Origin of the sequence: Myceligenerans xiligouense (genome assembly GCF_003814695.1) — a bacterium.
Lineage (GTDB): Bacteria > Actinomycetota > Actinomycetes > Actinomycetales > Cellulomonadaceae > Myceligenerans > Myceligenerans xiligouense.
This window is the reverse complement of the sequence record NZ_RKQZ01000001.1, coordinates 3,503,457-3,525,783: the sequence shown is the minus strand read 5'-3', so window position 1 is coordinate 3,525,783 and position 22,327 is coordinate 3,503,457. Positions and strand designations below refer to the sequence as shown.

Genomic DNA, 22,327 nt, shown 5'->3' with positions numbered 1-22,327 from the left:
TCACTGGCTGCGGCAATGCTGCCTCTCATGTCGGAATCTGGGTACATTTGCCACATGGCGGACTCCCAGCTGAACCTGCCGGAACGGTCGGCGCTGCTAGCGCTCATGACGCTGACTCGGGAGGTGTCGAATGCGGATCTCACCGACGAGTTGGGCGTCACGATCGAGAAAAGAGTGCGGGAGCGCCTGGTCGAACTGGGATACATCAGGGCGTGGCAGGCCGGGCGTTACCGGGCGTGGATGCACGAACTCACGGACGTGGGGTGGCGGCGCTGCGGCGAGGAACTGAGCAGCCCACCGCCGGCACGTGCGTCGAAGCAGGCGCGCTTGCAGTACGGACTGACCGGCCGGCTCGCCGCCTACATGGCTCGGAACGACCTGCAGGTCGCGGACATCTTCGGCCTGGAGGACGGGCCCGCGGCCGTTGCGCCCGACTACGTCGCCGGGCGAATCCGTTCCGCGTATGCAACGTTGGCCCGCGAGCCGGGGGGTTGGGTCGGCCTGGCTCGTCTCCGGGACGCTCTCGACGACGTTCCGCGTGCCGACCTGGACGCCACGCTGTTCGACCTGGTGCTCGAACCCGAGGTGCTGTTGGACCCTGAGTTCAATCAGAAGACGCTGACCGCGGCCGACCGAGCGGCCGCGCTGCGCATGGGCGGCGAGGACATGCACCTGATCTCCATCGGGCGGTCATGAGGGAGCGGGAACGCGAGGCACTGAAGGGGCTGGCCAGCGCGAACTGGGCGGTCAGCAAGGACGGCATCTGGGAGGATCCCCGGACGCACATCGCCGGGATCAACGGCCCGGCGCTCGGCACGGTCATGGCCGGTTTCGACGTGGCCAAGGCCAGTTCCGGGGAGAGCCCGACCGGCGTGGTCGTCACCGGGCGGCCGGGTTCCGGCAAGAGCCACCTCGTCTCCGCCGTGAGGTCGAAGTCCATCGCTGCGGGTGGCTACTTCTTCGCCCTCGACCTGCGCCACGAGCGGCAGTTCTGGCCCAAGCTCACCGAAGACGTGCTCAGCTGCCTGCTACGGCCGCTCAAGAACGGGCCCACCCAGGCCGAGACGCTGCGGTCGCGGCTGTCCCGGGCGCTCGATCTGCCCGAACCCCTGCACCGCCAGCTTGTCGGGCCGGACCGGATCACCCGATCAGGGCTCGACGGGATCGTCGATGCCCTGGGTGAGAAGGACCCGCAGCTGGCGTTCGAGTGCGGACACACCCTGCGAGCCTTGGTACTGCTGCTCGCTACCCGCTCCGTCGCGGCCAGGGAGCTGGCCCGTGCCTATCTGACGTCCGAAGAAGAACAGGTGACCGGCGAGCGGGCGGAATGGGGTATTCGAGCCAGGTCGCGGTCGGGGCACGAGACGGTCGGCGAACTCTTCAAGCTCATCGCGCTCACCGGACCGAGCGTGATCGCTCTGGACCAGATCGACACGCTGGTGCAGCAGTCGAATCGGCCCACGGGGAGCGCCGCACCCGAGGTGCAGCACGAGACGGCCGTGGGCTCCGCGGACTCCGACTCCCTGGAATCGCTGCGGATGAAGAAGTTCGAGGAGGTCGGCAGCGGGCTCATGGAACTGCGCGAGGTCACTCGCCGGTCGCTGGTTCTCGTCGCCTGCATGGACTCGGTCTGGGAGGGAATCGAGCTTCACGCCCTTGGATCCGTCGCGCAACGCTTCCGCCGCGCCCAGCAGCTGAAGTTCCTCCCGTCGCCCGAGATCGCGCTGACCCTGATCGAGCGCCGGTTCGCGCTCGCGTTCGGTCAGCTCAACGTCACCCCTCCCTATGCGAGCTGGCCGATTCACCCGGACGCGTTCAGGGACGCCGTGCATTTCACCGCTCGTGGCCTCATCCGCCGGGTCGACGATCACCTTCAGGAGTGCCTGAATTCGGACCAGGTCACCGAGCTGATGAGCCTGGCCGCGTCGGCCGCGGAGCAGATTCCGGAGCGCATGCCGGAGCAGCCCCCGTCGGGCGATGAGACCGCGTTCGCTGCGATGGATCGCAAACTGGCCGATCTGATGCAGAACGATGCGGCACTCGTCGCGAACGTGGCCGAAGCATTCGATGCGAAGCGCGAGGACGAACGTATGCCGCAGCTCATGCGTTCGGCTCTGACCTGGTGGGTCGAGGAACAGGGTGAAGCGCGCACCCGGTACCGGGTCCCGCACGAGACGATGGCCGCCGGCAACCCCGCCCTGCACGGCGAACTCCACCACATCGTGGACGAGGACACCGAGGACCGGATCGACCGTTCGTTCCGCGCGATCGCCTCGTCGAACGGGAATGCGGTGATCACGAGGGTCAAGCGGGTCCTGAACTACACGGGTGTCGACCCGGAGGTGTCGAAGCGCAAGGCCTATATCCTACGCACCGGCGACTGGTCCGGCGGCCCAAAGACCAGACAGATGGTCCAGGAGTTCACGGACGCCGGCGGGATCGTGATCGACCTTCCACGCGTCGACATGGAGACGGACCTGCGAACGTTCGCGGCGCTGGAGCGGCTGTCGACCACCGAGCCGTCCGACGAGTTCCGCACGTGGCTCCTGAACCGGAGACCCACTGGTCGCACGGGAATCCTCCGGCGGGTCTTCGGGGATCCGCGGGACGACGGCGACGTGCGTGCTTCGGAGCCCGGACCACCGGCGCCCGCGCAGTCAGGGGACGGGTCGACTCCTGTGGCGGGTCACGTCGCGTCCGCGCAGGTCGTGGTCGGCGAGACCATTCCCACGCAGGCGACGTCGGACGACGCGGCGACGCGCGAGTCGTCGTCGGGCGAAGACGTGGAGAATCGTCCGCCGTCGGACATGAACGGGGAGCACCACGCGTCGTCGGACCCCTTGATGCTCGACATCGGGACTGTGATGGACACGGGCGCGCCCGTGTCCATCACTCTGGAGTCCCTGCGAAAGCACGCGGCGATCTTCGCAGGGTCCGGATCCGGCAAGACCGTGCTCATCCGGAGGCTGGTCGAGGAGTGCGCGCTGCGGGGCGTGTCGGCCATCGTGCTGGATCCCAACAACGACCTGGCCCGGCTCGGGGACGCGTGGCCACGGCTGCCGAACGGCTGGGGACCTCATGACGCGGAACGAGCAGAGGACTACCTGAGCAACACTGACGTCGTCGTGTGGACGCCTCGCAGGGAGGCGGGGCGTCCGCTGACGTTCCACCCACTGCCCGATTTCGCGGCCGTCGTCGACGACCCGGACGAGTTCCTCCAGGCCATCGACACCGCCGTTGACGCCCTCGCGCCACGTGCTCGCGTCAACGGGGCCACCGCGAAGGCCGATCTGCACCGGGCCGTCCTCAAGGAGGCGCTCCGGCACTTCGCTCGGAGACCCCGGGGAGGGCTCGGCGCCTTTCTGGAATTGCTCGGCGATCTGCCCGCCGGCGTCACGAAACTCGCCAACGCCCACCAGATGGCCGCGGACATGGCGCAGACCCTGCGTGCGGCGATGATCAACGACCCGATGTTCGGCGAATCAGGCGAGCCGGTGGACCCAGGCGTGCTGCTCACCCCGCCGGAGGGCAAGCGCGCCCGGATCTCCGTGATCAGCCTGGTCGGCCTGCCCACGGAGGAGCAGCGGCAGAGCTTCGTGAACCAGCTCCAGATGGCGCTGTTCGCATGGATCAAACGCAACCCGGCCGGGGACCGGCCGCTGGGTGGTCTTCTCGTCATGGACGAGGCGCAGACCATCGCTCCGTCCGGGGCGCTGACGGCCAGCACGTCGAGCACGCTCGCGCTGGCGTCGCAGGCGCGTAAGTACGGGCTGGGCCTGGTCTTCGCGACGCAGGCACCGCGCGGCATTCACAACCGGATCGCCGGGAACGCGGCCACGCAGTTCTTCGGGTTCCTCAACAGCCCGGCTCAGATCGCCGCGGTGAAGGAGATGGCGGCTGCGAAGGGCAGCGTCGTGCCGGACATCTCCCGGCTCCGCGCCGGGCAGTTCTATTCGGTGGCCGAAGGGCTGACGTTCCAGAGGATTCGTACACCCATTTGCCTGAGCCATCACCCGTCGAGCCCGCTCACCGTCGAAGAGGTCGTCGATCGCGCCCGGTAGGACCGCCGCGCACCGACGCAGAAGTGGGGAAGGACCTGCCATGGAGACAGTGATCCAGAGCCTCCTTGAAGCGTTCCAGAAGGACCAGGGCCGGAGCGGGCTGCCGCAGGACGAGGCTTTCGAGGTCTTCGCGACCTTCTGCGTGCTCAACACGTTCTGCAACGACTCCTTCGATCCGGACACCTACCGCACCGGTGGGGGCAACGACCTCGGCATCGACGCCTACGCGGTGGTGATCGAGGGGCAGATGTACCGGGAGCGGGACGACGTCCGGGCGGCGATGCAGGCCAGCAAGCAGCCGCGGGTGCAGTTCGTGATCATCCAGGCCAAGACCAGTAGCAGGTTCGAGAGCAAGGTGATCTCGGACCTCGCGGAGAATCTCAGCCACCTCTGCGGACCCGACCAGGAACTGCCGTACGAGGTGTCCGACGAGGTGAGGGGCCTGCGCGAATGCGTCGAGGTCGTGTTCGACGATCCCGTGCGCCTGGCCGGTCGGCTCCCGGAGCTGCACGTCCGCTACGTGACCACCGGCGATCAGATCGCGAAGATGATCACGCAGAAGGCGCGCTCGGCCGAGAATGCCTTGGGGCGGCTCAACCGGTTCGAGACGGTCGACGTGCGCTGCGTGAACTGGCGCGAGCTGCGCACGCTGTACGGGCGGGCGCTCAGCACCGTCCAAGTGACCGTGCCGATGCCGAGGCAGTTCCCGCTGCCGGAGGCGCCCGGGGTCAAGCAGTCCTTCGTCGGGTTGATTTCTGCTCCGACACTGGTGAGCGAGATGCTAGTCGACGACGCGGGAAATCTGCGCCAGCAGCTCTTCGAGAGCAACGTCCGAGCCTTCCAGGGCTACAACGCCGTCAACACCGGCATCCGGGAAACGCTGCGGGACCCGGTCCAGCGGCAGCGGTTCGCGGTGATGAACAACGGCATCACGATCGTGGCCCGCGAGATGAGGCTGGTCGGAGAGAAATTCGTTCTGGACGACTTCCAGATCGTCAACGGGTGCCAGACCTGTCACGTCCTGTTCCACGAACGCGATCAGCTCACCGACGAGGTCTTCGTCAGCGTCCACATCGTGCACTCGACCGATGAGGACGTCATCCAGGGCATCGTGGCCGCGACCAACCAGCAGACCCCGGTCAGCGACGAGGACCTGGCCGCGCGCGAGGACTTCCACAAGGGGCTGGAGGACCATTTCGCGCTCGGCAGGACGACGAGGGAACACCGGCTCTTCTACGAGCGCCGCGCGAAACAGTACAGCGGCAACAAGGACGTGGAGCAGACCCGCGTGATCAGCCGCGGACAGCTCAGCCGCGCGTATCTGGCCATGTTCCTGGACGAACCAGCGCGCGTCGGCCGCTACCAGGAACTGATCAAGGCGCGTGGCAAGGAACTGTTCGTGGCGGGGCAGCCGCAGGTCCTTTACTACACGGCCGCGGTGACGTGGTATCGGCTGGAGTGGCTGATCCGCAACCAGCACATCGCCCGCGGCTACCGGCCCGCGCAGCATCACCTGATGGCGCTCATCAGGGAGCGCCTGATTGGTCCGATCCGCAAGCTGCCCGGCAACGACCGCGCGGCGGAGAAGCTGTGCGTCCCGATCCTGGAGGTGATGTGGGACGAGGCCAGGGCCGAGAAGCTCGTCAACGAGCTGCTGCCCGCTGTGCAACGAGCCATCGATGCCGAGAAGAAGGCCGGGGTGCCGCTGAGCCAAGCCGTCCGGACGACCCGCTTCGCCGAGCGGGCCCGGCGAGAACTGAACGGCACGCGTCGCTGAGTGCCTGGGATGGGCGTCTGGTCCGATGACGGATCGGATTGCTGCGCTTTTCGTTGGGCAAGGGGCTTTCTGGGAGGCGCTGCGAAGCGAGCCCAGCTACAGGGCTGGTTTCGGATATTGTGCCCGAAACCAGCCATTCTGGCGCTGTGACATGCGTGAACGCACAGAGATCTCAGCGCATGCCGGCGCTCGAGTCAGGCCTCGAGTTCTCGTGGCCAGGAGCGGCAAGGCCGCCGACGCGAGACGCGTCGGCGGCCTTGCGCGGTGTCGTTCTACAGGGCCGAGCCGGTGACGCTCGTGCCGTTCTTGGTGATCTCGTAAGCGACTTCGCCGGCGCCCCAGAAGTGGAACGTCAACCTGACGGTCTGGCCGTCGTCGAGCTCGTTCAGCAGAGCGGGCTTGAGGAGGATGGTTCCCGCCTCGTAGTCGGGCTGGAAGGTCGACCAGAACTCCTTGAACGGAGTCCAGGTGGCGGGCTCGGTCGGGGTCTCGTCGGCGGCGTAGACCGACTCCATGGTGGCGAGCCGGTCACCGGTGAACTGGGCCGGGATCGCGAACGACTCGGTGGTGCCCGTCGCGTCGGCCAGTACGGGCGTGTCGTAGCCGATGATGTAGATCTGCCACGGCATCCCGTCCGAGAACCGCGCTTCGATGGAGGTGTTCACCCCGTGGGCCCGGTCCCCTGACAGGCGCGTGAGCGCCGAGGAGGTGACGGTGAGGGTGTCGCCGGTGACCGTGTAGTCGCTGCCCTCGGCGAGCTCCGTGTCACCGTGCCACAGCCCTTCGAACTCGAGCCCGTTGCGGTTCAGCGTCAGTGACCGGGACTCGATCGCGGCGCTGTTGTCGAGGTAGATCGAGTCGAACGAGGCGGTGCCCGAACGGGAGGTCCAGCTCGACACGAACCATTCGTGGAGGTGCTGGTCGCGCATCTGGAGCGTGTTGCGGTTCACGAACGAGCCGGCGTCCCACAGCATCAAGGTGACGTCCTTGTCGCGGGCCTGGAACTGGACCGCCTCGTAGAACTTCAGCAGCTCGCCGTGCTGGATGATGCCCGGCCGCGTGTAGTCGTACGCGAGGGTGCCCCACTCGCCGATGATCACCGGGATGCCGTTGGCCACGAAGGTGTCGTGGACGCGGCCGAAGGTACCGACGATGTCGTCCTCGACGTTCTCGTCGTACCGGGTTCCCCCGGCGATGTTGACACTGAAGGGCCACCAGCCGTAGAAGTGGACGGTCGCGGCGATCATGTCGTCATCGAGCTCGTCGATGGTGGCGGTGAGCGCGTCGAGGCGGGCCTGCTCGCCGCTGGTGTGGAGGGTGGGCAGGACCAGGAGCCGGTCGGCGTTCTTGCCGCCGGAGCCGCGCACGATCTCGTGGAACAGGCGGTTGAGCTCGTCGTTGTAGGCGTCGCCTTCCTCGTCGGTGGCGTCGGCGTACTGCGGTTCATTGATGCTCTCGAGCACCAGCAGTTCGGAGTGGTCCTTGAAGCGGTCGGCCAGCTGTGTCCAGACCGCGTCGTACTTCGCCACCACCGCGTCGTGGTCGGTAGGCGTGGCGTTGATCCACATCCACGAGTCGTGATGCAGATTCAGCAGGACGTAGAGGTCGCGCTCGATCGCCCAGTCCACGACCTCGGTAACGCGGTCGAGCCGTGCCTGGTCGATCGTGTGGTCGGGGGCCTCGCCGATGTAGTCGGTCCAGGTGACGGGCAGGCGGATCGACTTGTAGCCGGAGGCCTTGACGAAGTCGAGCAGCTCTTCGGTGATCGGCGGGTTGCCCCAGGAGGTCTCCTCGGGGATCGCGTCGAGTGTGTTGCCGACGTTCCAGCCGGGTTCCATCGCCGCGACCGTCTCCATCGCGTTCAGCTCGCCGCCGGGAGACGGGGTGACGGAGGGGTCGCTGATCGTGCCGTCGCAGAGGACGCCGTTCAGCGTGAAGGAGGTCGGGGTCGCATTTGCGCCGCTCCAGGTGCCGGCGAATCCGAAGGAGACCGTCTCGTCGGTCGTGATCCGGGAGTTGTAGCTGAGGTTCCTCGCGGTGGCGTCGGCGTCGGAGGAGGCGATGTCGGCGGACCATGCCTGGGTGACCTGCTGTCCGGAGGGGAAGGCCCACTCGAGCTCCCAGCCGTCGAGGTCGTCACCCAGGTTGGTCACCTTCACATCGGCGATGAAGCCGCCGTTCCACTCGGCCGTGACCTTGTAGTCGACGTGGCAGCCCTGAGGGCTGGCATCGGCACTGACGGCACCGATCGCTCCCGTGGCGAGCAGCGCGAGGAGGGCGGTGAAGATCGTTGCGAGTCGCAGCCTGGTTCTGCCTTGCAGGGTGAGTGTCATGGTTGCTCTCTCTGCCGGTTGACGGAGTGGTGATGCCGTGAGCTCGTAGCCGTTCAGGAAGTAGGCAGGGTTGCGCTGCGTGCTCGTTGATCACGGCACCGCATCACGCTCGGCGAGCAACGCCGCCTGCCGCGCGATCAGCTCCCGAGCCTCGGCCAGTTCGTCCTGCGGCGCCGTCACCATGACCGCCAGTTCACGCGGCGACGGGGTCCGGGACATGATCGGACCGTAGCGGACAGCACACCATTGCTATAGGCCGGCCGACCATCCTAAACGGTTGCATTTCGAGCCCCGGGGCAGCGCCCCCACGCCTACCCCAGGAGCATCCTCCCGGACCCCCGCCATGGTTGCCCTCCGCGAGGGCCCGGATCACTTCCTCGACAGGTCCATCAGCGGAACGGTGAACTCCCGCTTCCGCAGCAGGCCGGGGGATTCCACGACCGCTTCCATCCCGGCCCATCCGCGCCGGATGGTCTTCACCACACCCTCGGCCCCGTGCTCCGTGCTCGACGCTCCGGTGACCCGGACCTCGGCACCTGCGGCGATCGCGTCGCCCATGGCGTTCTTCTCTCTGTTGCTGCTCCGGCCGGGCTGATCCGCACGACCTGCGTCGTGGGTTCACGGGCCTGGCTCGATGGTGAAGGAGAGCCTGCCAGCGAGAAAAGAATGCCGTCAAGGTAAATAGGGATGTTGCTGTTGGACACCTGTCCAGCATTTCTGTTCGTACATTTCTTGACGTGGGAATCCGATCTCGAAGATCTTGGACGTTCCCTGGTCAGCGCTGTTTTTCGCCCCCGCCCCCCCGCGCCCCCCCCGTGCCCCCAGCGCCCCGCGCCGGAGCACGGCCGCGCCGCCCCGTTGCCGTGAGACGGCGGAACGGGACGGCGCGGCCGGTCGGTGTCGGGTCACTCCATGGTGCAGGGCGTGCCGTTGAGCAGGATGGCGGTCGGCGCGACCGGAGTCCCCGTGCCGATGAAGCCGAAACTCCACGTCATGCCCGGGGCGAGGTCCGGGGCCCAGCCGGGTGCGACCACGGTCACCGTGGCGCCGGACTGCGTCGCTGTCCCCGTCCACGACTGCGTGATCGTCTCGCCGTTCGTGAACTCCCAGGTGACGACCGCGTCCTCCACGGTCTCGGTCCCGGTGTTCGTCACGGACACCTCGCTCTGGAAGCCGCTGTCCCACTGGTTGACGACGCCGTACGACGCCGTGCAGGAGATGGCGCCCGGGTCCGGGGCCTGCGCGGTGGTGAAGGTCGCCACGCCGCTGGGCTGCGACGTGTTGCCCGCGTTGTCGGTGGCGACGACGGCGACCTCGTAGGTGGTGTCGGCGTCGAGTCCGGTGAGGGTGTACTCCGCGGTGACGCTGGTGGCCACGACCGTCCCGTCGAGCAGCACGTCGTACGAGGCGACCCCGGAACCGTCGTCGGTGGACGCGGTCCATGTCAGGCTCGCGCCGTTCGCGGTGACACTGCTCGCGGCCGGCGTACCCGGCGCCGTGGGCGCCGTCGTGTCGGGCGCCGGCTCCTCGGCTGTCGTGAAGGTCGCCACGTCGCTGGGCTGCGACGTGTTGCCCGCGTTGTCGGTGGCGACGACGGCGACCTCGTAGGTGGTGTCGGCGTCGAGTCCGGTGAGGACATGCGTGGCGTCCTGCGTGGTCGCCACCACCGCGCCGTCGAGCAGCACGTCGTACGAGGCGACCCCCGACTCGGTGTCCGTCGAGGCGGCCCAGGTCAGGGTCGCGCCGTACGCGGTCACGTCGTCGGCCACCGGCGTGCCCGGCGCCGTGGGCGCCGTCGTGTCGGGCTCGACCGGACCCGGCGCGGAACCCCACAGCAGCTCGGAGCCCTCCGACAGCGTGATCCGGTCGTTCTTGGCCGGGTCGTCGCCGACCCCGGTGTACGACCAGTCGTTGCTGGGGTCCCACACGTCGGCGGTCACCCGGAACTGGATCTCGCGGCGGTGCTGCGACTGCCCGCCCGGATACACGGGGGAGCCGGAGCAGTCGATCTCGACGTAGTACTGGTCCCCGCCGGCGTGGCCGACGCTCGCCGTGCCGTCCGGGCACTCGGAGTAGTTCGTCGAGGCCTGGATCGTGGACGGGTCGGCGCCGGCGTCGAGGGTGAACCAGTAGCGCACCCGCACGTCGTCGAGCACCCGCGCGGGGAACGCGGACCGGTTGCGCACCATCGCCTTGATCTCGGTGAACTGCGTGCCCGGCTGGTTGAGGCTCGACTCGACGAAGAACTCGTCCTGATCGGGCGTCTCCGGCTGGGGGAAGCTCGCCGACGGCGTGCCGCCGTACTCGTCGACCAGGTAGGCGAGGGCCGAGGTGAAGCCCGCGTTGTAGTCGGTGGCGACCTCGTTCGACACGTAGTCCCCCCGGTCGTCCGTGTACGAGTCGTCCGGTGAGCCGGGGCCGCCGACCAGGGCACCGTAGAGCGTGTGCCGCGTCTCTGCCGGATCGGTCAGCGAGTCGAGCCACGAACCATGGGCGGTGCGGTGATGCGGGTCCTGCGGCGGGTTCTCGCCGTAGCCGACGACGTACGACGAGCCCCGCGGGTTGTCGCCGAGCGCGTAGTCGATCTGGCTCACGCCGAAGTCGTGATAGGTCTGCGCGCGCGTCGTGTCGCCCTGCTGCGCGAGCCAGTCACCGTAGGTCAGGGCGACGAACGCCGTGTTCGCGGCGTAGCGCAGCGACCCCCACGTGTCGAGGTGCGCCTGACCGCCGGGCGAGTAGTCGATCCGCTGGCCCTCGTAGCCGGTGGTCCAGAAGTCCAGCCACCGGTTCGCGTCGTCGACGTACCGCTGATCGCCGGTCGCCTGCGCCAGCAGCGCGTAGGCGCCGTAGGACTTGTCGTCCCACGCGACCGTCCAGCGGTAGGAACGGGTGTCCGTCTGCGGTTCGGTCGACAGCCCGTCGTACTCCGCCTCCGCCTTGGCGAGGTAGTTCGCGTCCCCGGTGGCCTCGTAGAGCCAGTAGGCGCCCCACACGAGCTCGTCCTGGTACCCCGACCACGAGTTGTAGAAGTTCCCGGCGGGGACACAGTCCGAGTACTCGCCCCGGTAGGTGTCCGCGAAGTCGTAGAGCTGCTCGGCGTGGGTGACCAGCTCGGCCGCGTAGGCGGGGTCGGAGTCCGCGAACACGATGGACGACGCCGCCATCGCGGCCGCCGTCTCACCCGCGACGTCACTGCCCGGGCAGGACGCGTCGACCTTGAACGCCGGGCGTTCCATCTGCATCGCCTCGGCCGGGCCCCACCACTTGTGGTCGTCGTCGCCGTCACCCACCTGGGCGTAGAGCACGTTCGGTTCGGGGTGCGCCTTGATGAAGTAGTCGTTCACCCACCGCAGCGAGTCCAGGAGCTCGTCCTCCTGGCCCGACGCCGTGTAGCCGCCGGGGCTCTCGATGGCGCCCCACGCGAGCATCGTCGTCGTGAACGCCATCGGCAGCCCGAACTTGACGTGGTCGCCCGCGTCGTACCAGCCGCCCGTCAGGTCGAGTCCGACGTCGGCGCCGTCGTCCATGCCGGAGTCCCCGCGCCAGCTGACGCGGAAGTCGTCGGGGAGGTCACCCGAACGCTGGGCATCGTAGAAGAACAGGGACTTCTGCAGGACCTCGGCGTAGTTGTGGTCGCCGGCCGCGGAGGCCGCCGGAGCGACACCGGCAGTCCCGGCGGCGAGCAGGGCGCACGTCGCCGTGAGCGCGGTGGCCCGCGCCGCCGCGCGCCGTCGTGCGGTGGTTCGTGGATGCATGGCTACCTCTCGGATCCGCCCGCGTCCACGTCGACGCAGGTCCGATCCGATACTTTCGCCAGGCGCCCCGAGGGCGGCAAGAAGCGGCGCGGGGCCGAAACGTTTAGCGCCGGGCACCGGGCGACCGGCCGGTGCCCGGCGAGGCGACGGCCGGTGCCGACGCCGACGCTCACAGCCCTCGGGCGAACTCGCTGATCAGCGATGGCACCGCGGCGTCGAACCCCGCGACGTCGAGCATCCCCGGGTCGGCCGGGTCGGCGATCGAGAACTCGGTCGCCGTCATGCCGACGACGACGAGCCGTGCCGCGATGCCCGAACGCTCCCGGTACTCGCGCAGCGCCTGGTACGGGTGCACCTGGCCGTGCCACGTCTCGTTGTCCGTGTAGACGACGAACGTGTCTACCTCCAGGCGCTCGCGGGTCGCGTGCAGCATCGGCTGCGCGCAGTCCGTCGCTCCCATCGGCAGGGAGTCGACCACGCGCAGGGCGTCGTCGAGCCGCTGACGCGGGGAGACGCGTAGCGGTGCCAGTGCGGGCGGCCGGCCCCACCCGTTCGGGCCGGCGCCGCCGTCCGCGGTGAAGGCGACGGCGGACGCCGCCGGTTCCGTGGCGAGCTGGACCAGCGCGAGGGCGGCCGCGGCCTCCCGGGGCGTGATCGGCAGGCCCGAGATCCTCGTGAAGCCCATCGACCCCGACACGTCCACGGCGAGCATCGTCCGCGTGCCGGACGGCTCGACGGCCCCGAACGCCGCGTAGAACGCGGCGTCGAGCGCGTCCGTGACCGCCGGCGTCGGCTCCCACGTGCCTGTGCCGCGCGCGGACCGGCCCGAGGCATACGTCCGCTGCGCCACCAGCACGTTCACCGGGTGCACGCGGGCGCGGCGCAGCCGCTCCGGGTCGGCCAGCAGCGTGGCGACCTCGGCGGTGCGCCCACCGGTGGCGGGCAGCATGCCCAGCCGCGTCAACCGCGGGAGCTGTCGCATCAGTGCCGTGGCCGGTACGCCGACGTCGAGCAGCGCGTCCCACACCGCCGTCTCACCGAGCGCGGCATCAGGAAGCATCTCCCAGGTGAGGCCTGCGTCGCGCACCAGTGCGGCCCACGTCGCGACGTCCGAGGTCGCCTGGGCGCGGACGAACGCCTCGATCAGACGCGGGGTCGTGTCACCGGTCGCGCCGTGGGTGATCCAGTCGAACGTGGCCCGCAGGGCCGGGTCGGCCGTAACCGGGTGCGCCAGTCGCAGCAGGTCGCGGTGCGACCACCCGTCGCGCTGCCGGTACTTGACCGCCTGGTAGGCGACGGCGTCCACGTCCTTGTCCGTGTACCACCGGCCGACGGCGCGGCGCAGGCCGCGACCCCAGCCGCGGAACTGCTCGACGTAGCCCGCGAACTGGAACAGGTGGGTTCCGGTACGCGCCACGCGGGGTAGCGCCGCGAGAGCCGCCGGGCCGCAGCCCGGCACCGAGGTCGCCGCGGCCAGTGCGAACAGCGCCGGCTGCTGCCGGGGCGCGGAACCGCGCGTCGAGACGTCGACGATGGTGCGGACCAGCGTCTCCGGGTCCTGCTCCGCCATGCGGAGCACGAGCGCGGCGTTGTCCCGGGCGAGGTCGCCGGGCGCGGCGTAGTAGGTGCCGCCGTCGACGCCGAGGGTGAGGAAGCGACGCAGCCGCGCGATGTCGTCGAGCACGAAGGAGTACCCGCCGGCCGCGTTCCGCTTCTGGCCGGCGTCGGCCTGTTCGTGCTGCGGGGTCCGGCGTCGGCTGATGGCGCGCAGGATGTCCATGGGTGCTTCCCTCCTCGTACATGGGGACGACGTCGGCGGTGGCCGGGTCGGCCTGTTCGGTCCGGACGCGCCGAGGCGGTGGCGGGTGTCCCGTGATGGACACCCGCCACCGCCTCGGCGGTGAGCGGGCGTGTGACGCCGCCGGCGGCAGAACACCCGGCGAACCGGGCGCGAGGCTCGAACCCGCACTGCCATGACCAGGTAACCGATCGGCTCCGGCCCGCTCCGACGAGGTCCGGGCGGGCGTGTGATCGACCGCCGGTGTTTCTCATGCTCTGCCAGTTGAGCTACGCCACCGCAGCGACGACGGGACTCGAACCCGCAACCCTGAGTGGGAGTGAACCGACCGTCTCCGGCCCGCCCTGCACCTCGTCCGTTGTTCAGTTGTCCGGGCGTGAGCCTAGAACGGGGCCGACGACGTCCGCGACGTTATTTCGTCCGGTTCCGTGGCCGCTGTCCGCGGTTCGGTGCGCCCGTTCGGTGGGGGTGATCCTCTGTGAATGACGTTGTCCACAGATTCCTGCAATCCTCTCATGTGCGGATGCGTGTACGAGCCGGTGATGTCAGAATAGGTCACATGATGCTTCGTCGAGCGAGTCTGCTGTGGGGTGGTGTGAACGCCGTCGGTGCTGCTGGCGCGCCCGTGCGCATCGAATCCGCGGCGGTCGAGCCGGACGGCCGTCGTGGTGCCTACGACCTGACCGTGCCGACTGCTGTCGGCGGGGCCGAGCCGGTGGCGCTGGCAGCGATGAGCGGCCGCCCGGTCGATCCTGCGGAGCGTGTCGCGGCCACGGTCGCCACGCCCGAGGACCCGACGCTGGATGACCTGGCTCGCGCGGTGGACGACGTGGCAGAAGCCGAGGCACGGGTGGCCGCGATGTCGGGGCGCATGATCGCCGCCATCGAGCGCGCGCGCCGCATCGCCGAGCGGGTCTCCCGTGACGCACTGGTCGACACCGAGGCGGCGGCCATGGCGACCCGCGCGCAGGGCCGGCGTGGCACGCTCGCCGAGTGGGTGGAGAACCTGGCCCGCCGTGGCCTGGCGGCAGAACTGGGCGCGGTGATGCAGGTGGCAGCCCCTTCCGCGGCAGGGCTGCTGACCGACGCCGAGATCCTCGCATCGACCGGGGCGCGGGTCCTGGACGAGCTGTTGGACGGACGCATCTCCCTGGCCCACGCCCGGGCGATGGCTTCCCAGCTCGCGGGCCTCGATCCCGAGGTTGCGGACAAGGTGACCGATGAGGTGATGAACCCGGTCGTGGGCGAGGATCCTGAGCAGGCGGACGCTCCGTTGCCGCCGCCCGAGCAGGTGTTCACCGGAGGCGTGCTCTCGCCCGGGCAGGTACGTCGTCGTGCCCGCACCGCTCGGGAGAAGCACCACCGCGAACCGTTGGACGTGCGGTGCGAGAAGGCGGCCGACCACAGGTTCGTGCGCCTGGAGGAGGCCGGCGACGGCATGGCATACCTCGAAGCGTTCTTGCCCGCCGTGACCGCCCACGGGATCGACGACCGGCTGCGCGCCACCGCGAGTCAGGCGCGCGAGCAAGGCGACCCGCGCACGCGCGCCCAGCTCCGGGCCGACACCCTGGCCGAACTGCTCCTCGCCGGCACGCCTGGTCCTACGAAGTCTGGTCCGGCAATGCCCGCTCCGGCAGCGCCCGATGCCGCGGCCCCCGTCGCGGCGGGGTTCGACCCCGTGCCGTCAGGTTCTACGCCGCACCGTCCCGAGCCGGGCGAGGCGCCCGTGCGGGTGACCGGCGCCGGCGTACCCACGGGCACGCCCGGGAAGGACGAGGCGCTGACCTGCCGGGTCCACGAGCACGGCGGCGGAGCCGATCACGGCGGCGTGGCCGGTGACGGCAGCGGGGGTCCGGGCGGCCGCGAGGACCGGGAGGCAGGTGACCGCGGCCAGACCTCACCCGGTCACGCCCTTCACCCCCAGGAGCACGACGACCCGATGTGGCTGGTGCCGCTGGCTCGGTCGATCCGCCCGGTGGTGCACGTGACCGTGCCGCTGCTGCGCATCGCGGGTCTCCCGGGTCACGAGGACCTCGACCCGGGTGCTGGTCCGGCGATGCTGGACGGGCAGGTTCCCGTCGACGACGAGATCGCCTCGCGGCTGATCGCACAGGCACCCAGCCTGCGGCGCCTGCTCACGCATCCCGAGACCGGCGCGGTGGTGTCGGTCGGCAGGGACTCCTACGTCGTGCCCGCGGATCTGCGCGAATACCTCAAGATCCGGGATGTGACGTGTCGCTGGCCCGGGTGCGGCGCCCGTGCCGAACGCTGCGACGTCGACCACGTCACGGACTGGGCGGACGGCGGCCGTACCGACCACGACAACCTGGTGCACCTGTGCCGGGCCCACCACATCACCAAGCACCAGACCCGCTGGACCTCACATCTCGCGGCCGACGGCACGATCACCTGGACCAGTCCCACCGGCCGCCGCTGGACGACCCACCCGCAAGGACACCTCACCACCGGCAAGGAGGCACCCGGCCGTGCCCGCGATCACGACGACCCCGGTCCGCCGCAGTTCGACGACGCCGTGCCCTTCTGATCGGGCGGCATCCGGCGCCGACCACGTCACCCGCACGGACCACGTCACCCGCACCGGCCGGGAACCACGCGCACCCCCTTCGGTCACGGTCGGGTGACGATCCGACCCGTCCGCGCAACGAACCGTGCGTCCCGCCCGTCTCCTCCCATGAAGAACGGCACGTGCGATCTCCCCTGAACAGAGGAGACGTACCTGGCAGCGGGCGACGACGGCCGGACGGCAGTCGCGGGCCGGACCGCGGTGCCGCCATACGGGAGGAACAGCAATGGACGACGGCGCGACGCGCAAGATCACGATCGGCACCCTGGGTGTGGTGGCCCTGGCGGCCGCCCTGGTCACGGCCGGCAGCAGCGAGGCCCGGGAGACAAGGACGGACGAACTCGCCACGCCGTCGTCCACCAGCGGCACCGAGGGGTCGGGCGCTGTCATGTCGGCCGCCGACCTGGAGTCCGCGCTGGACGCGCGGCGCACCGCCGAACAGGAGCAGGCGGCCGACCGCCGCGCCGACGCGGAGGCCAGGGCCGCCGCCGCGAGGGCGGCCGAGGAGGCGGAGGCCGCGGAGGCGCGGGCCAGGGCCGAGGCGGAGGCCGCGGCGAAAGCCGAGGCAAAGGCCAAGGCCGAGGCCGAGCGGGAGGCCCGCCTCGCGGAGATCACCCTCGGTGAGCAGGGCGAGCACGTGGCGCGGATGCAGGAGCGCCTGCGGCAGCTCGGCTACCAGGTCACCTCCGCGGACGGCGTGTACGGCGGCGAGACCTGGCAGGCGGTGGTCGCCTTCCAGAAGGTCGCCGGCCTGGGCCGGGACGGGGTGGTGGGGCCGGCCACCCAGAAGGCCCTGGACAACGGCGTGGTCCCGGTCTCGCGGTACGGCGGCACCGGCATCGAGGTGGACCTCGGCCGGCAGGTGCTGCTCGTCGTCGAGAACGGCACGGTGACCCGCACGTTCAACGCGTCGTCGGGCAACGGCGAGAGCTACGAGGCCCTGGGTGCCCAGTACGTGGCGAACACCCCCAGCGGCAGCTACACCGTGTACCGGCAGGTCGACGGGATGCGGGAGTCGTCCCTCGACCTGGGGAGCCTGTACCGGCCCAAGTACTTCACCGGCGGCATCGCCGTGCACGGCTCGCCGTCGATCCCCGCCTACCCGGCCTCGCACGGTTGCATCCGCGTGTCCAACACCGCGATGGACTGGATCTGGTCCTGGGGCGCCGCCATCGGCACCCCGGTCCACGTGTACTGACTGTCCGCGAGGGCGAACCCGTCCCGCAGCAGGCGTGCGAAGAACGGCTCCAGCACGTGGCCCGGCTGTCCGGCGTCGATCAGCCGCCGGCGCACCGGCTCGAGCGGAAACAGCGTCTCGATCACGTCGAACGCGATCACCCGAGGACGTTTCGCCGTGTCACCATCCTTCCGCCCCGCGACTAAGGTGGCACTCCGTGGCCCCCGACGATCTCGGTCTCGTTCCCGCACCCGTGTCGCTGGAGACCGGGAGCGGGACGGCCACGCTCGGTGACGGGGCGCGGGTCGCCTCGGACACGGGCCTCCGGCCCGCCGCGCGCTGGTGGCGCCGGGTCACGGAGGCGGCGTTCGGCGTCGACCTCGTGCCCGACGACGGCGCCGTGGCCGCAGCGGACGTGAGCTTCGTACTCGTCGGCCGCCTGCCACCGGGCGGCTATCGCCTCACGATCACCCCCGGCCCGCCGGCACGGGTGCGCGTCGAGGCCGCTGACCTCGACGGCGCACACGCGGCCGCGCAGACGTTGCGGCAGCTCGCCGGGCCGGGGGCGTTCCGTCGCGCGCCCGTCCGCCGCGTCGCCGGTGACGGGAGCGCCGGGGCGTCCTCGGCCGGCGTCGGCCTGCCCGCGGTCACGATCGACGACCACCCCCGCTTCGCCCACCGCGGCGTCCTGCTCGACGTCGCCCGGCACTTCCTGCCCCGGCACGACGTGCTGCGGTTCGTCGACCTCGCCGCGGCGCACAAGCTCAACGTGCTCCAGCTCCACCTGACCGACGACCAGGGCTGGCGGTTCGAGGTGCACCGTTATCCCGAACTGACGCAAGCCGGGGCGTGGCGCGCGGAGTCCACGATCGGCACGTGGCGCACCGGGACCGGAGACGGCACACCCCACGGCGGCTTCTACACGCAGGACGACCTGCGCGAGATCGTCGCCTACGCGCGTGAGCGGGGGGTCACCGTGGTCCCCGAGATCGACGTGCCCGGACACGTCGAGGCCGCGGCCGCCGCCTACCCGTTCCTCGGGACCCGCAAGGACCGCCGCGGCGCCCGCACCACCTGGGGTATCAGCGAGGACGTGCTCGACCCGTCGGACGAGTCGCTGTCGTTCTTCCGGCACGTCCTCGACGAGGTCGCGGACGTCTTCGACGCCCCGTGGATCCACCTCGGCGGCGACGAGGTCCCGCCGGACCGCTGGGAACGGTCGCCGGACATCCGCGCCCGGGCCGCCTCGCTCGGCTTCACCCGGCCGGACGGCGACCCCGACGTCGCCCGCCTGCACGGCTGGTTCGTCGCGAGGCTGGCCGACCACGTGCGCGACCTCGGGCGGCGGGCGATCGTCTGGGACGAGGCGTTCGGCCCCGACCTGCCCCGCGACGTCGCGGTCATGGCCTGGCGGTCCGGCAGCCCGGGCGTCGGGCCGCGGGCAGCCGCCGCGGGGCACGACGTCGTCGTCGCACCCGAGACGGCCTGGTACCTCGACCACCGCGCCGGCGAACACCCGGACGAACCGATCCCCGTCGGCTTCCTCCGTACCGTCGAGGACGTCCTGTCCTACGACCCGGGCGCCGCCGCGGTGCCGCACGAGCGGCTGCTCGGCGGGCAGGCGCAGGTGTGGACCGAGCACCTGGACTCCGCGCGCCGCGTCGACTACGCCACCTTCCCCCGGCTCGCGGCCGTGGCCGAGGTGCTCTGGTCACCCGCGGCCGATCGCGCGCCCGGGACGCCGTCGTCGGCCGCGTTCCTGGACCGGCTGGCCGCACACCACCTGCCACGGCTCGACGCCCTCGGCGTCGAGTACCGGCCCCTCGACGGCCCGCGCCCCTGGCAGCGGCGGCCGGGCGTGCCGGGCGCGCCCCGGGACCTCGCGCGGGAGACGGCCGAGGCCCGCGCCACCGAGACCCGGCCGCACGGCGCGGACGCGGGAGCGTTCGCCGACCACCACGTCCGCACGCCGACCACCACCGGTGCGGGTGTGCGCGGAGGCCGGCCACCCGCCGCCGAGGTCACCGTCGTCCGCGGCGCGCGCCTCCCGCTACCGGACGGGTCGCTGTCCGAGCCCGTCGACCTCCACCTCGCGGACGGCCGGGTCGCGCGCGTCGCACCGGCCGGCGCCGGCCCCGTGCCTGACGGCCCCGTGACCGACTGCCCAGCGCCCGACGGCCATGCGCCCGCCGGCCCCGTGCTCGACGCCGACGGCCGCATCGCCCTGCCCGGCCTGATCGACGCGCACTCGCACGCCGAGGGAACGGTGTTCGACCCGGACGTCCAGCTCGCGCTCCTGCGGCAGGGCGTCACGACGGTCGTGACCGGGCAGGACGGCGTCTCGTACGCGCCCGGCGACGGTTCCTGGCCCGCGGCGTACTTCGCGGCGATCCTCGGTGACCACCCCCGATACCGCGGGCCCCGCGTCCGCGACCTCCTGGCCGGCTACGACGGCACCGTCCCGGTGAACGTCGCCTACCTCGCCCCGCACGGCACGATCCGGCACGCGGTGCTCGGCGGCAGCCCGAAGCGCGCCACGAAGAAGGACCTCGCGCGCCTGCGCGCCCTCCTGCGCCAGGCCCTGGCCGACGGCGCCTGCGGGCTCTCCACCGGCCTCGAGTACGTGCCCGGCGGATACGCCGACGAGCGGGAACTGGTGACCCTCGCGGAAGTGGTCGCGAAGCGCGGGCTGCCGCACGTCAGCCACATGCGCGGGTACGAGGACAAGGCCGGGGACGCGTTCGCGGAACTCGTGCGCGTCGCGCGGGCGTCAGGAGCCGCCACCCATGTGTCGCACTACCACGGGCCCGCCGCCGAACTGGCCGGGTACGTCGACGAGGCGCGGGCCGAGGGCCTCGACGTCACCTTCGACTCCTATCCCTACCTGCGGGGATGCTCCATCCTCGCGATGGTCTCGCTGCCGTCCTGGCTGCCGCTCGCCGACCCGGAGGCCACGGCGGCCGCGTTGCGGGATCCCGCCGTGGTCGCCCGGCTGCGGCGCGAGCACTTCCCGGCGCTCGCGGAGGTGTGGCCGCGCGTCACGTTCGCGTCCGTCCCGGACCGCGGGCACCGCAACCTCACCTGGGCGGAGGGCCGCACGCTGCCCGACGTCGCCGGCCTGCTCGGCCTCGATCCCGCCGGCGCCGTCATCGAGATCCTCGTGGCCACCGGTCTGCGTGCCACCTGCGTGTTCGCCCAGCCGCCCACGAACTCGGCCGAGTCGGTGCGGGCGCTCGCGAACCACGCGGCGCACCTGGGCGGTTCCGACGCGATCTACCTGGGCGGTCGCCCGCACCCGCGCGGCTGGGGCGCGTTCGCGCGGATGCTCGCCGAGCACGTCGGCTCCGGCGACTGGTCGTGGCACGACGCCGCGGAGCACCTGTCGGCCCGGGCGGCGCGTCGTTTCGGCCTCGCCGGGCGCGGCACGCTCACGGCCGGTTCCGTGGCCGACGTCGTCCTGGTCGACCCGGACGCCCTCCGCGACCGCGCCACCTACGACCTCCCGCGCGTGGTCGCGTCGGGGATCGACGACGTCCTGGTCCGCGGCGTCCGGGTGCTCTCGGACGGCCACCTGACGGGTGCCACCCCGGGCCGCCCGGCCCGGCCCGGCTGATCGGGCACAATCTCCCCGTGCGCATCGACGACTTCTCGCTGTCCTGGCCGCTGCTGACCGTCGACCTGGCGGCGCTGGAGCACAACATCGCCCGCGTCGCCGAGGTGTTCACGGACGCCGGCGTGGAGTTCGCGCCGCACGTGAAGACGCACATGTCCACCGGGATCTACCGGCGCCAGGCGGCGGCTGGTACGTGGGGCGCGACGGTGGCGACCCCCGGCCAGCTCCGGGAGGTCGTCTGGTGGGGCAAGGTGGGCCTGCGCACCCGGGTGCTGCTGGCGAACGAGCTCACCGACCCGCGTGAGATCCGGTGGCTGCGCGACGCGCTGGACGCCGGTGAGGTCCAGGAGGCGTGGGTCTACGTCGACTCGTCCGAGGGCGTGGCGCTCCTGGACACGGCGTTCGCCGAGGCCGTGTTCCCCGAGCGGCTGGGCGTGCTCGTGGAGGTCGGCGTGCCCGGCGGGCGCACCGGGGTGCGGTCGGTCGCCCAGGTCGCGGCCCTGGCCCGGCAGGTGACCCAGGCGGGGCTGCGGCTCGTCGGCGTCGCCGGGTACGAGGGTCCGGTGGCGAGCGGCACCAGCGACGCCGAGCTCGAGGCGGTGGCCGGCTGGTGTGCCGACCTGCGCGCGGCAGGCGCCCGGGTCGCGGGACTCGTGGACGGCGAGGTGGTGCTCAGCGCGGGCGGGAGCGCGTTCGCCGACGTCGTGCTGCGCGAGCTGACCACGCCGCTGACCGACCCGGCCGGGGCGGCCGTGGCGACGCGCGTGGTGCTGCGGTCCGGCGCGTACGTCGCCCACGACCACGGCCACTACCGGCGCACGGACCCGTGGCGCCGGCTGGGTGCCGGCCCGCTGCGCCCGGCGCTGACGGTGTGGGGCCAGGTGCTGTCGGTGCCGGAGCCCGGCCTGGTCATCTGTGGTGTGGGACGCCGCGACGCGTCGTCGGACATCGACCTGCCGACGCCGCTCACGGTCCGTACCGTGGACGACGGCGGCCGGCTGGGCGCGGCGCGCGACCTGCCCGACGGCTGGGGCGAGGTCACCGCGCTCAACGACCAGCACGCCTTCGTGCGGGTCGGGGCGGTCGCCGCCCGGGAGATCTGCCCGGGCGACGTCGTCGGCTTCGGGATCTCGCACCCGTGCACGACGTTCCAGCTCTACCGCACCGCGTACCTGGTCGACGGCGACGAGATCGTCGAGCCGCTGCAACTCGCCTTCCACTGAGAGGAA

General features: G+C 71.1%; 12 protein-coding genes. 7 read left to right on the top strand and 5 right to left on the bottom strand.

What is annotated here, in order from left to right; genetic code table 11:
- Positions 1-54 precede the first annotated feature (54 nt).
- The 3 genes from EDD34_RS15340 to EDD34_RS15330 are packed head-to-tail and all read left to right on the top strand — an operon-like array spanning position 55 to position 5,838.
- Positions 55-696, top strand: a complete 642-nt coding sequence (locus tag EDD34_RS15340; RefSeq protein WP_123815341.1) for a hypothetical protein — start codon at positions 55-57, stop codon at positions 694-696.
- Positions 693-4,061 (top strand): ATP-binding protein, encoded by a 3,369-nt coding sequence (locus EDD34_RS15335; RefSeq protein WP_123815340.1) that lies wholly within the window; start codon positions 693-695, stop codon positions 4,059-4,061. The genes EDD34_RS15340 and EDD34_RS15335 overlap by 4 nt, the downstream gene beginning before the upstream one ends.
- 40 nt (positions 4,062-4,101) lie before the next feature.
- Positions 4,102-5,838: an AIPR family protein gene (locus EDD34_RS15330; RefSeq protein WP_123815339.1), complete on the top strand. Its 1,737-nt coding sequence runs from the start codon at positions 4,102-4,104 to the stop codon at positions 5,836-5,838.
- Positions 5,839-6,110: 272 nt separating this feature from the next.
- On the opposite strand, the gene EDD34_RS15325 is transcribed toward EDD34_RS15330, so the two are convergent.
- The 5 genes from EDD34_RS15325 to EDD34_RS15310 form a co-directional block, all read right to left on the bottom strand.
- Positions 6,111-8,171 (bottom strand): cellulase family glycosylhydrolase, encoded by a 2,061-nt coding sequence (locus EDD34_RS15325; protein WP_123815338.1) that lies wholly within the window; start codon positions 8,169-8,171, stop codon positions 6,111-6,113.
- A 90-nt stretch (positions 8,172-8,261) separates the two neighbouring features.
- The gene (locus tag EDD34_RS21420; protein ID WP_281277766.1) at positions 8,262-8,390 is read right to left on the bottom strand and encodes a hypothetical protein; all 129 of its coding nucleotides are present in this window, start codon (positions 8,388-8,390) and stop codon (positions 8,262-8,264) included.
- 150 nt (positions 8,391-8,540) lie between these two features.
- On the bottom strand, positions 8,541-8,729 hold the full coding sequence (locus EDD34_RS15320) for a hypothetical protein (protein WP_123815337.1): 189 nt from the start codon (positions 8,727-8,729) through the stop codon (positions 8,541-8,543).
- 347 nt (positions 8,730-9,076) lie between these two features.
- Entirely contained in the window at positions 9,077-11,926 is a 2,850-nt protein-coding gene (locus EDD34_RS15315; protein WP_123815336.1) for a glycoside hydrolase family 9 protein, read from the bottom strand.
- A 169-nt stretch (positions 11,927-12,095) separates the two neighbouring features.
- A complete protein-coding gene (locus tag EDD34_RS15310) occupies positions 12,096-13,706 on the bottom strand; it encodes a TROVE domain-containing protein (protein ID WP_123815335.1) in 1,611 nt (536 codons plus the stop codon).
- A gap of 577 nt (positions 13,707-14,283) precedes the next feature.
- On the opposite strand from EDD34_RS15310, the gene EDD34_RS15305 reads away from it, so the two are divergent.
- From EDD34_RS15305 to EDD34_RS15285, 4 genes are all read left to right on the top strand, one after another.
- Positions 14,284-16,269: an HNH endonuclease signature motif containing protein gene (locus EDD34_RS15305; protein WP_123815334.1), complete on the top strand. Its 1,986-nt coding sequence runs from the start codon at positions 14,284-14,286 to the stop codon at positions 16,267-16,269.
- Between the two features lie 265 nt (positions 16,270-16,534).
- The gene (locus EDD34_RS15300; protein ID WP_123815333.1) at positions 16,535-17,506 is read left to right on the top strand and encodes a L,D-transpeptidase family protein; all 972 of its coding nucleotides are present in this window, start codon (positions 16,535-16,537) and stop codon (positions 17,504-17,506) included.
- Between the two features lie 196 nt (positions 17,507-17,702).
- Complete coding sequence (locus EDD34_RS21230; RefSeq protein WP_246012479.1) at positions 17,703-21,098, top strand: family 20 glycosylhydrolase; 3,396 nt, start codon at positions 17,703-17,705, stop codon at positions 21,096-21,098.
- 17 nt (positions 21,099-21,115) lie between these two features.
- Complete coding sequence (locus tag EDD34_RS15285; RefSeq protein WP_123815332.1) at positions 21,116-22,321, top strand: alanine racemase; 1,206 nt, start codon at positions 21,116-21,118, stop codon at positions 22,319-22,321.
- Positions 22,322-22,327 lie beyond the last annotated feature (6 nt).